We start from the raw sequence: 14,900 nt of genomic DNA on the forward strand, positions 1-14,900 counted from the left end.
TAAACTTTTTAAATATATAGTAAATGAGCGCGCAATAATAATATTTTGTAAACGGAGGGATATTATGGTCAATTTTAAAAAGATTGCTATTTCTCTTTTCGTCGCAGGATTAATTATTTCCAGTTCATCAGTATTTGCATCGGCAGAACAAGTTCAAGTAGAAACTTCTAAAACTGTAGATGTATTGGAGAGTTCGACCATCTACCAAGATGCTCCGACTACTCCTGGTCTAGTCAGAGTTGAAAAAGTTGCCGAATTAGAGGGTGTAGACAAGTCTACCGGCAAAATCATCGACAAAGAAGCATTCAAAAACTCATTATTAAAGTATTTCCGTACAGACAAGGAAAAATATTCTGATAACATCAAGAACATCAATACAATTGTTGATCGCTTAATGAATGGAGATACCAAAAGCATTCAACAAAATGCTACTTCATCTGTTATAACTCCATCTTATTACGATGGACAAGTAGTAATGGAAGGTTGGAGCAAAGAACCAACAGTAACATCAAGCGAAAATCGTGTTAGATACCAAACTTCATGGATTACGGAGGATAATTATCGTTCCTCAGTACCTATTACAGCTACATATACAAAAACTTTGAAAGTAACTATGAGTATTGGATTTGAAGGAGCTGTCGAAATTAAGAATAAATTTAATTTTAAAGCTTCAGAAACGATTGAACAAACTAGTATTATATCTCAAGGAGCTACCGTACCTGCTTGGACCGTATGGGGTACTAGACCTTATATCAAGTATAGACTTGAAAATTATTCTGGTGAATATTGTCTTACTATCTTTGCTGGTGGTTCACTAAACAACTATTACTATACAAAAACAGGTACAAACTATATACTTCAGACAAAATCTAATGAATATTGGTCACAAACAAATACAAGCAAGAGTACAAATGCAACAACACCAACGCCACCAACCGGAGCACCTAATGTATAACTAAAAAAATATCCCCTCGCTAAGTTATATGCGAGGGGATATTTGATTAAAATAGTTGTAAATAGAGCAGAAAATAAGATTTTTACTGAGGAGATGCAACAAATGAAGAAAACTATTATTGGTATTACATTCATTACCATTGGTACGGCGATCTGCTTATCAATTATTGAATTAGCTTCAAATTTAATCAATACAATTGATGTATGGAGAGGAACTAAACTATGGTTTGCTATATTTGGAGCAAGGGATTTAAGAGAAGAGCCAAGTTTATTTTTGGGTACTCCATTTATTTTAGGAGGCATTTTATTTTTTTTAGGCTTAATTATGCTTATTGTTGAGTATTTGAATCTATTTGATAAAAACGAAAAATAATGTAAGATAAAAAATTTGATCAATACTATATCATCCTCAGAATAGTCTAAACCGTAGCAAACTAGTAATACTTTGTGGAATCTTTATTCCAAGGGTTAGGCTATTCACAATTATCAAATCCTCCAAACTTGTCATTATCATGCTCGAAAAATCCTATCAGCTTTAATGTATTCGCGATGCTTCTTTCCCCTTCTTCAATCCGACGGCGAATTGTACTTTCACTCATGCTGTGCCGAAATAATAAAAGAGTCTCTTTAGGCGAGTAGCCCTGCAGATAACGGTAATCAACCGCCTGTTTAACCTCTTGTCCTGAATCAGCCCACACGCCCGCCGGATCTGTGTAGTGTAGAACTTATACTGCTTGTACACCCAGCGCTGTTTTTCAACGAGAATCGCTGCGTTCGCGATCTTATCCGCATGCAGATCCTCCTGATCGATCCGTCGTGCCGCTTCCCCATCTACGGCGACCTGGATCATTACAGGCTCGTACGCCTCAAAATCCCGCATCAATGAAACCATCTCTGTATATTTGCTGAGCAGGAATTTCGTCCGCTGGACCTCAACTTCATTCGCGGAAGGAAAAAGTTCTTCTTGTCCCCATACCATTGCCATTCCCCTCATTCCCCTTTGTGATATAATGTCAAGAGGAATGGTTTTCCAACCATTAAAGACCCCCGCGCCCCGCCAGGTTATGGGGGTCTTATCTTTTCAACAGTTAGTGCGCATTCCTCAGTAAATAGTTCGTTCAAGTTCCCATTTATAAATTACCGGCTGTTTTCTAGGATGCTGATTTCGCTCTCTACTTCCAACCCGTGACACTAGCTCACCATTCTTGCTAAGTTTACAATTCAACATCTGAATTTTTGCCATAGCAATCAACTCCAAGGAATATATTGGAGTAGTCAAGTCCTTCCTCCCACAAATGACATAAGGAGCTATTCCTGTAATGAATTAAAATGCGGTTTGAAAAACAAAAAGCGCCTCCTGTATGCTGGGTCTCGGAATGACACACATTCACTGCCCTAATTAAGAGGAGGACGCTCACTATGAAGTTTAACCAATTGAACAAGCAAAATCAACGGATTTCGAGAATTTCTGAAACGACGCTGGTCATCGGAACCGACATCGCGAAACACAACCACGTCGCTCGTGCCTTTAATTACCGAGGCATCGAACTAGGCAAGCGGTGCTTGTTCCAGAACGACGACAATGGCCTGTTGAACCTGCTAGCATGGGCTGAATCCATCAAGCAAGAGCATGGGCTAACGGACGTGCTGCTTGGCGTAGAGCCAACCGGCCACTACTGGTTCCCGCTGTTTCACTTCCTGAGGCAGCGCAGCATTGAGGTCGTTCTTGTGAACCCGCATCATGTCAAGAAAAGCAAGGAACTCGACGACAACTCGACGACTAAGAACGACATCAAAGATGCGAAAGTCGTCGCCAAGCTCGTCATCGACGGTCGCTATACACAGCCGCAGCTGCCGGAAGGCGTTTACGCCGACCTGCGTGTGCTGATGAACCAGCGAGACCGTCTGTGCGGGGATTTGAACCGGGTGAAAGGAAGAATCCACAATTGGCTGGATCGCTTCTTTCCCGAATATAGGCAAGTGTTTAAAAACTGGGAAGGCAAGGCCTCGCTCATTACGCTAACGAACTTTCCGCTGCCGCAAGATGTCGTCGCCGCTGGCGAAACAACTGTGGTGGCTATCTGGAAGAAGAACGACGTGAAACGAGCCGTAGGCCCCAAGAGAGCGGAGTTGCTCTACCGGAAAGCCCGAAAGTCCATCGGCCTCACAGAAGGCGCTACGGCGGCCAAGCATGAGCTAGCCATGTATTTGGAGCAGTATGCCATGCTGTGCAGGCAGATCGAGCAACTGATGGAGCTTGTGGCGGGTCTGGTGGAACAGATTCCGGGCGCCACCCACATGATGATCATTCCGTGCATCGGTCTTATTACCGTGGCAGGATTCCTGGCGGAAGTCGGAGACTTGAGCGGGTACGATCACAGCCAACAAATCGTACGTCACGCCGGTCTCAGCCTGCGGGAAAACAGCTCCGGGCTTCACAAAGGGGAAACGACCATCAGCAAGCGAGGTCGCTGTCGCCTCCGGGCCTTGCTGTTCCGGGCGGCACTGACGATGGTCGCCAAGAACCCGGAATTCCGCGCACTGCATCTGTACTTCACGACGCGCCGGGATAATCCGCTGAAGAAGAAACAGTCCATGATCGCGATCTGCAACAAGCTCATTCGCGTTTTATTCGAGCTAGGCCGCAAACAGAAGGAATATGACGCTAACAAGGTCCTCGGCCCCCATCGGGAGGCTCAATTGCAAGCAGCAGCCTAATTCATTCACAGCTTAAGAGCTCACTTTCGTTTCACCGCTTATGCACATGTTGATCTTTGACAAACGAAGCACGGATAGGCTGGGAGAAATCATCACCATAAGGGCATCGACCCCGCTAAGGAGCTAACCTGGCCTCCACCCCTTGAGAGGTAGAACGAAGGAATGTAAGGGCATCGACCCAGGGAGATATGGGAGGGTTAACCGCAAGGGTACATGTGGAGATCCATATGCGACCATACGGCTTTTAAAACGAGGTAACCACCACATCTATTCCCGCCAACAGGTCGATCCCATATATTCACTCTCCGTCAAATATTATCCTCAAGCGCTTCGTGCGGCAAAGATGAAAACATGCGAAATAGCGAGAAAAACGGAGAAAACATTAATTTATTGAGGGAGATGAATAATAATGGGTGAGTTCTCGAATATAGTTGTTTCAATTATGCTTCTGTTAGGTGCAGGTGTCGGTGCTTTCGAAGCTTACCAGATTGGACTAGAAAACAAAGGAGCAAAGAAGTTTTTAGGGATGAGCATATTATTATCGTTTTGTTTTTCCTCTGGCTCCTTACCCCCGATAGTTTAAAATAGTGGCATTTGCTCCACCTGCCGCGGTGCCCGCGGTGTTACTTAGATGCAGTTCCATGCATTCTTCATGGGTGGCTTTCTTGATTATACTTACACTTCTTTATCCTGGACAACACGAAGCGTACGGGGGCCGGGACCTTTGGTCACGAACCCCTTTCGAACGAGCTGCTGGATATACTGGAAATGCCGTTGACGATGCTTTTAGCCCCATGTGTTCGGCAATTTCCCGGACGGTAGGCGGATAACCATTTTTTGCTACGAATGCTTTGATAAATTCGGGCACTTCTGCTTGGCGCCTGGTTAATGGTTTGTTGTTCATTGTGATCCCCCCTGTCAATATGGTGCTACCCCAATGAAGCTACCTGTTTACACAGCTTCTTGTTGGGATCCAAACACTTGCTGATTTGAATCGCATTCCCATCACCTCCGAGATTTAAGCCATTCGTAAAACTCCCATTTCAGACAGCGGATGGACTCACCTTTCTTACGTGCTCCATCCAAGTGTGGAAAAGTTGGATCATTAGCTGCAAAGCTCAATGTGGTCTTCGACCACCCCATCAATTCGAGGATGTGCTTTGATTGAAGAACCTCCGGAGGCATCAATCCCAAAGTAGCTGCAGAGCGCCTCGGTATGACCCCGGCAATGTTCAACGAGCGATACTCTCACCTACTCCCCACGATGCAAGACGAAGCTGTAGATCGCATCGAAGCTGAGCTCAAGAAACACACCGAAAAATCCGAAAATTCTCCGGAAATTTAAGCTGTCGTTAGCAAATGCGTTAGCAAATCAATATTTCCGGCCATATTTGATCGATTATCGGACAACTCTATCAATACCAAACAAAGCAAAACCCCCTTGCTAATAGCAAGGGGGTTCGCACTTATGGGCCCTACAGGACTCGAACCTGTGACCAATCGGTTATGAGCCGACCGCTCTAACCAACTGAGCTAAGGGCCCGGGAGAACTTGGGATTGCGGGGGCAGGATTTGAACCTGCGGCCTTCGGGTTATGAGCCCGACGAGCTACCGGGCTGCTCCACCCCGCGTCAATAAATTGGCGACAATCAATAATATACACGATTCTCGCAGGGCACGTCAAGCCTAAGATTATGGAATAAATCGCACGCCATATTTGCCTTTGCGCGAGCGGAAAATTTCGATTTGCCGCATATCATCAAAACCGTAAATCCAACCGTCTTGCTCCAACCGTCGGGCGAGACATCCCGCTTGGAATTTCGTTCGATACAATTTATTGAAGTATACCCAACGCATGACTGTTTCGTCCATCCTTTCGTAAATTAGAGCAAATTGTTCATGTCTATAGAATGCCCAACCTTAACAAAAAAAGCCGCCGGATTTCGTCCGGCGGGCTTATATATATTTGGTAATTTTTTGTGCTCAATGCAAACCGCGATTTATCCTTTATATACGGCTCCTCCTGCTGCAGCCCCTTCCTCAGGAACAAATGGCGTACCATCCTCCTGGAATTGGGTTTTTGGATTGTTTTTAATCTCCTGCAGCATCTTGTTGCCCTTCTCTTCCCATTCCTTGAGCGCTTCCGCCGGCGTTTTCTTGTTCTCCAGTACCTCTTGGAAGAACTTACGTCCGCTGTCGGTCACGCTGTAAAGCCCTGGTTTTTCGCTCATCAGCTTATCTTGCTTCGGATCCGTTGGCGGCGTCGGCTTCAGCAAATAGAACGCTTGAATATTGTAGTCCAAGCCCATTTTCGGTTGGATGTACGATTTGCGGGCCAGCATTTCATAGGAGTTGCTCCGGGATTTCAGTTTTGCCCAATCCTCACCGTTAATGAATTTAATGAAGTCCCAAGCGGTTTCGGCATTTGGAGCGGCACTGTTGATCGCAAACGTATTGCTCAACCAAATACTTCCCCCGACACCCGGCTTTTCAGGATGGACCGGAACGGTTACGACGTCCCAATCTACAGGGGTAAAGTTTTTAATTTTCGAAGCGTTGTTGTTGGCGTCCGTAATTTCATTTACATAGTAGTTCTCACCGATCGCCATAGCTACTTTACCGGAGAGGAACAGGTCGCTGGTTACAGGGTTCCACTCGCCGTCCATCATCCCGCTGTTACTGTCCGGAATGATTTTATCCTTCGCCAGCTTGCTGATGGTTTCCCATACCTTCGTCCATTGCGGGGTATTGACCGTCATCGTTTCCGCTTTATCATCAAAGGTTTTGAGCTGCAGCGAGTTGACATAGTTGCTCTGCATATCCCAGAACGGATCGCTTCCGAGGTACCGGCTAAACGCGAAACCGTAAACCCGGTCTTTCCCTTCCCCTTTCGCCACACGGCGAGCCAAATTGAAGATATCGTCCCAGGTCATATTATCGGTAGGCGGTTCTACCCCAGCATCCGTAAAGAGCTTCTTGTTATAGAACAAGGCGGAGGAGGAGAACGAAGGAGTTAACGCGTACAGGCTGCCTTCTCCAAGATCCTTGATCCCGTCAATGACTGCCGGTACGAAGTCTGACGTATCGAACTTATCCTCCTGAATCATCGGATCAAGTTGTTTGACCATATTTTCCTTGATCAGCTGATTCAATACGGAAGTATCGGTTACCACGACATCCACCGGATTGCTGCCGGTCATAATTTTCTTCATGCTTTCCAGGTAGTCCGGCTGAACATATGGCTGTGAGTAGTCCTGGTAACGGTATTGACTTTGGTCGATGGCCGGTACAACCTCGATGCGAACATTGTGCGTGAACTCATACACATCGGTATACTGCTGGCGGAAATAAGAATCGTCATATCCCCCGTAAAGCACGCCGATGCGCAGCACTTTCTCCTGCTCAGGGTCTGCCGCTTTGCTGCCGTTACAGCCAGCCAACAGGCCAAGCGCCAGCGTGGCAGCCAGCGATACGGACAATAATTTCTTGAACCTCATGATGGATCCCCCTCCAATGATTTAGGTGCTGTAATAATGATTTTCTCTCCGTCAAACTCCATGCTCGCCCGTCCGTTGATCCCGACGGATTCCAGATATTCCTTCGGAACCTGTAAGCGTCCGACGCGGTCAACCACAACAAAGGCTTCGTGAACCTCCTGCAATCCCCCGCCTAGCTCTGCTGCCGCCAAATCCAGATTCGGATTACGCTTCAGGAATTCGGTGCTCGTTAAGCCGTCGCGGATGGCGACCACGCGGTCCACCTTCCCGGCCAGGTTCAAATCGTGCGTGACGATGACGACCGTGATGCCGAGCTCCCGGTTCACTTGCCGAAAGATCTGCATGATCTGATCAGAGGTGGCCGTGTCTACCGACCCCGTTGGTTCGTCAGCCAGCAGGAGCTTCGGTCGATTCGACAAAGAGATTGCGATCGCAACCCGCTGCTGCTCCCCGCCGGAGAGTTGATGCAGCTTGTTATGCATCCGGTCCTTTAAGCCAACCCGCTCCAGCAGCTCTTTTGCATAAGCCCGGTCCAGCTTACCGGTGAGCAGCATCGGCATCTCCACGTTCTCCAGCGCGGTTAAATAGGGCAGCAGGTTGCGGGCGTTGTTCTGCCAAACAAAGCCAACGGTGTTGCGTTTATATTCCACCAGTTGGTCATCGCGGATCTTTAGCAGATCCCAGCCTCCAACGGTAACCTGACCAGCTGACGGGCGATCCAGCCCGCCCAGAATATTCAGCAGCGTTGATTTGCCGCTGCCGCTGTTGCCGATGATCGCCATCATCTCGCCTTGTTCAACGGTTAAGTTTAAGCCTTGGAGCGCCACAACTTCGATATCTTCGGATTTGAAAATCTTGACGAGTCCTTCGCAATGAATCATCTCTTAGCGCTCCTCTCCCATTTTTACCGCCTGATGCACGCGCAGGCGCCGGATTTGCCAGAGTAGCAGGCCGGCTCCCATCAGGAGCATCACGAACACAACGACATAAAGCTGAAGCGTGTCTTGGTTATCGAATACGATTCGGAACGGCGGAACTTGCGTTGTGACATTATCCGCAGTTTGCAGGAACGGCAAGTATAGCTTGCCGGCAATCTTCCCGATCACGATCCCGAGCACGATGGATAAGCCTGCTGTCAAGATCTGTTCGGCCAGCAGCATAAACGTCAGCTGCTTGCGGGATAAGCCCATCGCCCGCAAGATCCCGAACTGGACGACCCGGCCCGATAAGTTGAAAAACCAGTACAACACGTATCCGATCAACGAAACGATAACCGAGACGAGGAAGCCGAGGCTTAAGATTCCAAATACACCTCCCCGGGTTGGGTGCTTGCTTTGGGCCGCCAATTCACTGCGGACATCATCAACCGAATAAAGCTCAATTCCTTCCTCCGCCAGCTTCGGAATCAGCGGGGCGACTTTGGCCCCCGGCTTCATCTTCAGCCAGACTTCATAAGGAATAAGCGGAACTTGATCGTAGATATAGTCCAAATTCGCAATGATAAACGGCGTTTGATCCGGATATTGACTTGGCCAATACGGGATAATCCCGTATACGGCAAATTCCACCGCTTGCTCACCCAAGGCGACCGTGAACACGTCTCCCGGCTTCAGCTTGTATTTCTCCGCCAAGTTCGACGGGACTAAAGCTGCGCTTTCGTTCATCCCGAGAAAGTTCAAATAATTGTAGGGATGCGTGGGGAACAGGTCGTTCCGGAACCAGGCCACTTTGGCGAAATCGACATTGTCGATCCCCATTACATTCCCTTGGCCTGCCGAACGGCCGGAGATGATGATGTTCCCCTTCGTTTGGAGCACACGTGCCGCATGCTCGACGCCATCCAGCCTCCGAAAGATCTCAAACGGGGGCTCGGAATAGATCAGTTTGGACGGGGGTGGATTTTGCCCGCCGCCGCCCGGACCGCCGCCAGGTACTCCACCCGGGTTCCCGCCGCCGCCCGGAGCTCCCGAGCCGCCGCCTTGACCTTGGCCGGAGCCTCCTTGTGAAGGACGGGTGATTTCCGGCGTGCCTTCCCATACTGTTCGCATAATCACATCCGCTCCATATTTATAGAGCGTCCGCTCCGTCGAATTCAGATCGATCGTCCGAGCAGCTGAAGCGTTATATACACCAAGCCCCAGCGTCAGAACGAGCAGAATCATCAGCGGATAATAGGAAGAAGACGACCTGGACAGTTGCGTCAAACTTAAATAGTAAGGAACCGGCAACCACTTTTTGCCGATCCAGCCGATCAGCTTCAATAACCACGGGAACACCCGCAGGAAAAACAGTCCGATGGAGAAAATCGCCAGCGCCGGTACGAAGAAGAGGAACGGTTGAACCTGCAGCTCATCCGTCGTCATCCCCGTCTGGAACGTCAGCATCTGCCGCTCATTAAACAGGTAGTACCCATAACCCGAAATCACCATCAAGACGATATCGATAAACCAGCGTTGCCAAAAGGGCGCCCGATCGGAGCGCGCTTGCTTCTGCTTCGCCTTGACAATCGAGGAACGGGCGAAGGAAATTGCCGGCAGCAGCGTCGACAAGATCGCGATCACAACCGCCACCGCCCCCAACACCAAGGCGTCGGCATTAAATCCTACCGGAATGGACTTGCGGTTCACGAACGTCAGGAAGCCGTCCGCCGAGCCGATGCTCTTTGACATAAACCAGCCGAGCAAAGGGCCTGCAATCAGTGCAACCACACCAAGGATCAGGCTCTCAAATAAATAGATGAAAATAATCTGCTTCGTAGAAGCACCGCGGCTGCGCAGAACAGCGATGTCACTTTGCTGCTTGTCGAGCGCCTGACGAGCGTTCATCACGATGAAATAGAACACCATGGCAATCATCGGTGCCGCCAGGGTAAACAGCAGCGTCTGCATTTGCAGGCTCTGCTTGCGGAAGTCGTTCAGCAGACTGCCGAAGGAGACATCCACCTTCGTATCTTTCAGCTTCTGATATAACTCTACATTCAGCCGCTCCAGCGTATCCGATAGCGGCGACAGCTGACTCGTCTTGATCTCACCAAGATCAAAAGCGTAATACCAGCTGGAGCTATGCAGCGGAATCGACAATCGATTCAGCAGTCCTTCATTAAAGGCTTGATCCGAGATGTAGAAACTGTTCATCATCCCTTCAAAGCCTTGGTACCAATACGGATCATTCTCATTCTCCGGCTGGAAGGTGCCAACAATCTTCACCTTAAGCGTCACATCCACGCCGCTGTACACCGGATACTCCATCACATCGCCAACGTGCAGATCCTGACGGTACATCGCTTCCTCCAGCATCAGAGCCTCAAGCGTATCGCCATCCCCCTGATCCGAAAACAACCGGCCGCCGGATATTGTCACATGATCCTGTAAACCGCTCATGGACACGATGGACATCGTCCGCGTACGGCTCGCGTCAACCTTGGTTGGATCCTCCGGAAACACCTCCGTACTGCGGATGGATCTGGTGTTCACGTAAGCGTCAAACGGGAAGCCGATTTGCTCCGGCACCTCGTCGACAATGTATTGATTGACGGCGGATAGTGCACCCAAATCCGTCTTGGTACCGCCCGGCGCCTGGTAGCTCATGATCAACGAACCTGCGGGCAGCCCTTCGCTCTCCGCTTTCAGGGTGGTCGCAACGACCCGCTTCAGCGAACCGTCGGAATACATCGGAATGCTGACCGTAAACGAGACAGCGACGATGAGGCCCAAGAGTGTACTTAACGTCAGCCATTTCGTGTTCCACATTTTGCGGAACAACAAGCGTAATAAAGGAAGTCCCATTAACGACCCACTACTTTCTGCCCCGGCGTGAGTCCTTTAACAATTTCCACGTCGGTCGAGGTTTGCAAACCCACCTCAACATCGGCTTCACGTTTCGAACCGTCTTCCTCTACAACCTGGACGTAAGTACGCGAGCCGATCGTCCGCAGGGCGGAAATCGGAATTAACACTGCGTGTTCCTTGCGTTCCGTTACAATGGACACGCTAAGCGGCCGTCCACGTTCAAGCCCCTCCGGCCATTTGTCCAGTTCCACGATCAGGTACTTATCGATCGTATCTTTCTCTGGAGGGGTGCCGCTTCCGCCGCCGTTATCGTTGTCGGACGATCCGGTATCCACCGGCATCACCTTCACTTTACCATCGAACACACCCATCGCATTAATATCAACCTTGGCTTTCATGCCAACGGCAATCTTCGCTAAATCCTCCTTGGCAAACTGAGCTGCCACTACCAACGAGGACGTGTCGGACAGCACGGCTACCGTATCATATGCTTTGATAGCGGCGCCTTTCTGGGCGGAGACGGAAATGATCGTTCCGGAGAACGGCGCACGGAGTGTGCCGTCGGCGATCGTTTTCTCCAAATCCTCCAGCTCTTGGCGCTGTTCCTCAAAGACGATGGCGGCCTCCTCAAATTCGATCGGGTCCTTCTCGTCCTTCGTGCGCAGCAGCTCCTTCATGGAGATTTCCTGCTTGCGGAACTCCAGCTTCTTCTTCCGCAATTCCTTCTGCAAATCTTCGACATCCAGCTGAATGAGGGCATCGCCTTTCTTGACTTTGTCGCCCGCCTTTACCAGCACTTCCTTCACGTGAAGATTATCCTCTGTGAAAAATAACGGCTCCTCGCGCTGGCTCATGATCTTCCCGACCGCGCTGACGCTAAGCTCGATCGTCTCCGTGCGCACCTCGTACTCCGGCTTCTTCGAGATTGTCGGCGGCGTGATCACCGGCAGGTCCTCCTCCGCCTCTTCGTCCGGCAGCAAGGCGCAGCCTGTGGACGCAATTAACGTCAGGGACAGGGCGAATACCCCAAGCGTTCGAACCAGCCTCATCCCCCCTTTTTTATTCGATAAATCTGCCATCCACCATTTCGTAAACATGGTCCGCTACCTCCAGGATTGTAGGATCGTGAGTGGTCATACAGATCGTCACGCGTTCGGTCTGTATGATGTTCTTGAATACTGCCATGACTTGTGCTCCCATTTGCGAATCGAGGTTGGCCGTTGGTTCATCCGCCAACAACAGCTTTGGGCGATGGGCGATCGCTTTGGCGATGGCCACCCGCTGCTGTTCGCCCCCGGATAATTCGAACGGGCGGTGAAACATCCGTTTCCCGAGCCCGACGAGCTCCAGGCAATGCTTAACGCGCGGCTTCCATTCCTGAGGCGGAACTCCTGCCATACGCAGCGACAGTTCGACATTCTCCCAGGCAGACAGCAGCGGAAGCAAAGCATAGGCTTGGAAAATAAAGCCGATCTGATTCCGGCGCAGCAATGTACGCTTATCGTCGTTCAGCTCATGAAGCGGCTGGCCGCGGAACCAGATTTCACCGGAAGTCGGCTGATCCAATCCGCCAAGCATGTTGAGCAACGTCGTTTTGCCCGAGCCGGAGCGGCCTTTGAGCATCACCAGCTGGCCTGAAAGCACTTCCATGTCAATTCCCTTCAATACCTGGATTTCTCCTCCGCCCACCGGGAATGATCGGTGAACGTCTTTGACCGACAGAATCGGTCCGGTCTCCCTCTCTGCCTCCTCCTCGTGCACATCTTGGGCTGCAATAACCTCGGCATCTGCTTCTGCTAAGGCCGTCTTCTCCACGGCAGCGGCGGTCTCCCCCTCCGCACTTTCCGGTACCGGAGAATCAGCTCCGGGCTGAACTTCGACTTTTTCTTTTTTGCGAAGCCATCGCATCATTGTGTATCGGTCTCCCATTTCCCTAATTTGTGCTTCTCCTCTTCTTCCTTTACTTCCTTTTCTTGGATTTCTTGGTCTAGTTGGCCTTGTCTAACAATACATTCACGTCTTGCATTATAAACGAATTAGGATGGCAAAAAGTTACAAGGTCATTAACGAAATCGTTAAATTTTTACCATATTTTTCGCACTGATGAATGGTTACAATTCTGTTAGAATTAAGGAGATTTCTACTAATTTCGGCAAGGAGAACTACTTCATGAAAAAAAAGATTCCCATCCTGCTCGCGGTAACGCTCTTATTCACCAATGCCGTTCTTCGGCAAGAGCCGGCCGCTGCCGATCTCCCCTTTAACGATATTTCAAACAGCTATGCGAAAGACGCAATCCTCCGCTTAAACGCGAACAATGTGATGAAAGGAACCTCAGGTTCAGAATTTTCTCCAACCCGCTCCATCACCCGGGCCGAGTTTATGACCACGTTGACGCGAATCTTTAAGGTGGAAGCGGCCAAATCCGCTGTTCCCGCCTATCGCGATGTACCAAGAAGCGCCTGGTACTACGGCACGATCCAAGCAGCCACGGAGCTTGGGCTTACCAACGGCTTGGGAGACGGGATCTTTAAGCCAAACCAGCCGTTAACCCGGCAGGAAGCCGCTTCATGGATCGTCCGCGCATTAAAACAAAACGCTGCCGGGAATTCGTCCTCCGGTTACAAGGATGAAGCGATGATCGCGACTTGGGCCAAGCCTTCGGTCAGCTCGATTACCGAGCTTGGTTTGATGCAGGGCAGCGACGGATTATTTCATCCAACACAGCCGATTACCCGACAGGAGACCGCCGTTATCCTGGATCGCCTGCTGCAGGACACCCGATGGACCGATGCGCTCGCGGCTAACGCGAACGAGGCAATCAAGCTTGGTTGGCAATTCGGTCAATCGACCGAGGCCTACAAGAAAGCGGTGCTGAAATCGAACGTGAATGTGCTGGTGCCTCGGTGGTTTTTTCTCGAAAGTACCGGCAAATTATCCGACTCCAGCGTCCCGTCCCTCGTAACCTGGGCAAAAAATAACGGCAAACAGGTTTGGGCCATGGTCGGAAACCGATTTGATCAGGAAACGACACATAAGCTTCTGGCTTCCAGCTCGCTTTCTTCCGAAGCGATCCAAACCTTGAAGTCCTACGTTCAAAAATACGGGCTGCATGGCATCAACGTCGATTTCGAAAATGTCGCAGCTTCCGATCGAAGCTTGTATACGGCCTTTATCGCCAAACTGGCACAGGAGCTTCATTCCGTCTCTGCCGTCTTGTCCGTAGATTTACCGCCGGATCTCGACACCGACTGGTCGGACGCTTACAATTACACGGAACTGGCGAAGAGCGCCGATTACCTTGTGATTATGGCCTACGACGAGCACTGGGGCGGATCTGCCGCCGGTTCCATCGCATCGCTTGGCTGGGTGGAGAACCACCTTCAAAAGCTGCTCGCCCAAATCCCCTCCGACCAACTCATTATGGGGATGCCGCTATATACGCGGGATTGGAGCCTAAGCAGCACTGGAGCTACGTTGTCTTCCGAGGACATCACCCTCGCGGATCAAAATAACCGGATCAACCAATACGGCCTGAAGCCGAAATGGAACGACACGTTGGGCCAGTACACCATGGAGTATCGCAAGAACGGCACGATCCACAAAATTTGGCTGGAGGATGCCCGTTCCCTTTCGGAGAAGCTGAGGTTAGGCGCGAAGTTGGGAGTGGCCGGTTATGCTTACTGGCACATCGGCGGCGAATCGCCGGACATCTGGACGAGTCTGAAAAACGCGGAGAAATACGCAGGATATTCGTTTAAGTAACAAGCAATCATATGTAAATCATACGTTAAAGAAATGACCACCTTTGAGACAGAGCGATGCTGCTTCTCTTGGGTGGTCTTTTGGTGAAGGGCTATTGTTTAGACAAAAAAACAGCCCCTGCTGGAGAGCCCTGCAAAAGTCAACCTAAAATCTGTAAAAAGACAAACCCCGTGCCACG

At 50.0% G+C, this 14,900-nt stretch carries 12 protein-coding genes and 2 tRNA genes; 4 read left to right on the forward strand and 10 right to left on the reverse strand.

The window, feature by feature from the left end:
• Positions 1–64 precede the first annotated feature (64 nt).
• Together U9M73_RS09315 and U9M73_RS09320 are read left to right on the forward strand one after the other, a co-directional pair.
• On the forward strand, positions 65–955 hold the full coding sequence (locus U9M73_RS09315) for a hypothetical protein (RefSeq protein ID WP_323076948.1): 891 nt from the start codon (positions 65–67) through the stop codon (positions 953–955).
• Between the two features lie 102 nt (positions 956–1,057).
• A complete protein-coding gene (locus U9M73_RS09320) occupies positions 1,058–1,327 on the forward strand; it encodes a hypothetical protein (RefSeq protein ID WP_323076949.1) in 270 nt (89 codons plus the stop codon).
• A 222-nt stretch (positions 1,328–1,549) separates the two neighbouring features.
• On the opposite strand, the gene U9M73_RS09325 is transcribed toward U9M73_RS09320, so the two are convergent.
• Complete coding sequence (locus U9M73_RS09325) at positions 1,550–1,939, reverse strand: hypothetical protein (protein ID WP_323076952.1); 390 nt, start codon at positions 1,937–1,939, stop codon at positions 1,550–1,552.
• 434 nt (positions 1,940–2,373) lie between these two features.
• Between U9M73_RS09325 and U9M73_RS09330 the strand changes: the two genes are divergently transcribed.
• Positions 2,374–3,672 (forward strand): IS110 family RNA-guided transposase, encoded by a 1,299-nt coding sequence (locus U9M73_RS09330; protein WP_323076954.1) that lies wholly within the window; start codon positions 2,374–2,376, stop codon positions 3,670–3,672.
• Between the two features lie 685 nt (positions 3,673–4,357).
• Here U9M73_RS09330 and U9M73_RS09335 read toward each other — a convergent pair.
• From U9M73_RS09335 to U9M73_RS09375, 9 genes are all read right to left on the reverse strand, one after another.
• The gene (locus U9M73_RS09335; RefSeq protein WP_323076955.1) at positions 4,358–4,576 is read right to left on the reverse strand and encodes a LexA family protein; all 219 of its coding nucleotides are present in this window, start codon (positions 4,574–4,576) and stop codon (positions 4,358–4,360) included.
• Positions 4,577–5,141: 565 nt separating this feature from the next.
• A tRNA-Ile gene (locus U9M73_RS09340) sits at positions 5,142–5,215 on the reverse strand.
• Between the two features lie 14 nt (positions 5,216–5,229).
• A tRNA-Met gene (locus tag U9M73_RS09345) sits at positions 5,230–5,303 on the reverse strand.
• Between the two features lie 61 nt (positions 5,304–5,364).
• Positions 5,365–5,529 carry a hypothetical protein gene (locus U9M73_RS09350; RefSeq protein WP_009225643.1) on the reverse strand — a complete coding sequence of 55 codons (165 nt, stop codon included), beginning with the start codon at positions 5,527–5,529 and terminating at the stop codon, positions 5,365–5,367.
• A 143-nt stretch (positions 5,530–5,672) separates the two neighbouring features.
• Entirely contained in the window at positions 5,673–7,169 is a 1,497-nt protein-coding gene (locus U9M73_RS09355) for an ABC transporter substrate-binding protein (RefSeq protein ID WP_009225642.1), read from the reverse strand.
• On the reverse strand, positions 7,166–8,050 hold the full coding sequence (locus U9M73_RS09360) for an ABC transporter ATP-binding protein (protein ID WP_260070732.1): 885 nt from the start codon (positions 8,048–8,050) through the stop codon (positions 7,166–7,168). Before U9M73_RS09360 ends, U9M73_RS09355 begins: the two co-directional genes overlap by 4 nt.
• Positions 8,051–8,053: 3 nt before the next feature.
• Positions 8,054–10,954: an ABC transporter permease gene (locus tag U9M73_RS09365; protein WP_009225640.1), complete on the reverse strand. Its 2,901-nt coding sequence runs from the start codon at positions 10,952–10,954 to the stop codon at positions 8,054–8,056.
• Positions 10,954–12,054, reverse strand: a complete 1,101-nt coding sequence (locus tag U9M73_RS09370) for an efflux RND transporter periplasmic adaptor subunit (protein WP_323076958.1) — start codon at positions 12,052–12,054, stop codon at positions 10,954–10,956. The genes U9M73_RS09365 and U9M73_RS09370 overlap by 1 nt, the downstream gene beginning before the upstream one ends.
• Complete coding sequence (locus U9M73_RS09375) at positions 12,017–12,868, reverse strand: ABC transporter ATP-binding protein (protein WP_009225638.1); 852 nt, start codon at positions 12,866–12,868, stop codon at positions 12,017–12,019. The genes U9M73_RS09370 and U9M73_RS09375 overlap by 38 nt, the downstream gene beginning before the upstream one ends.
• 258 nt (positions 12,869–13,126) lie before the next feature.
• On the opposite strand from U9M73_RS09375, the gene U9M73_RS09380 reads away from it, so the two are divergent.
• Complete coding sequence (locus U9M73_RS09380; protein ID WP_323076959.1) at positions 13,127–14,722, forward strand: S-layer homology domain-containing protein; 1,596 nt, start codon at positions 13,127–13,129, stop codon at positions 14,720–14,722.
• Positions 14,723–14,900: the final 178 nt, after the last annotated feature.

The sequence above is a fragment of the Paenibacillus phoenicis genome (assembly GCF_034718895.1).
Taxonomy (GTDB): Bacteria; Bacillota; Bacilli; order Paenibacillales; family Paenibacillaceae; genus Fontibacillus; species Fontibacillus phoenicis.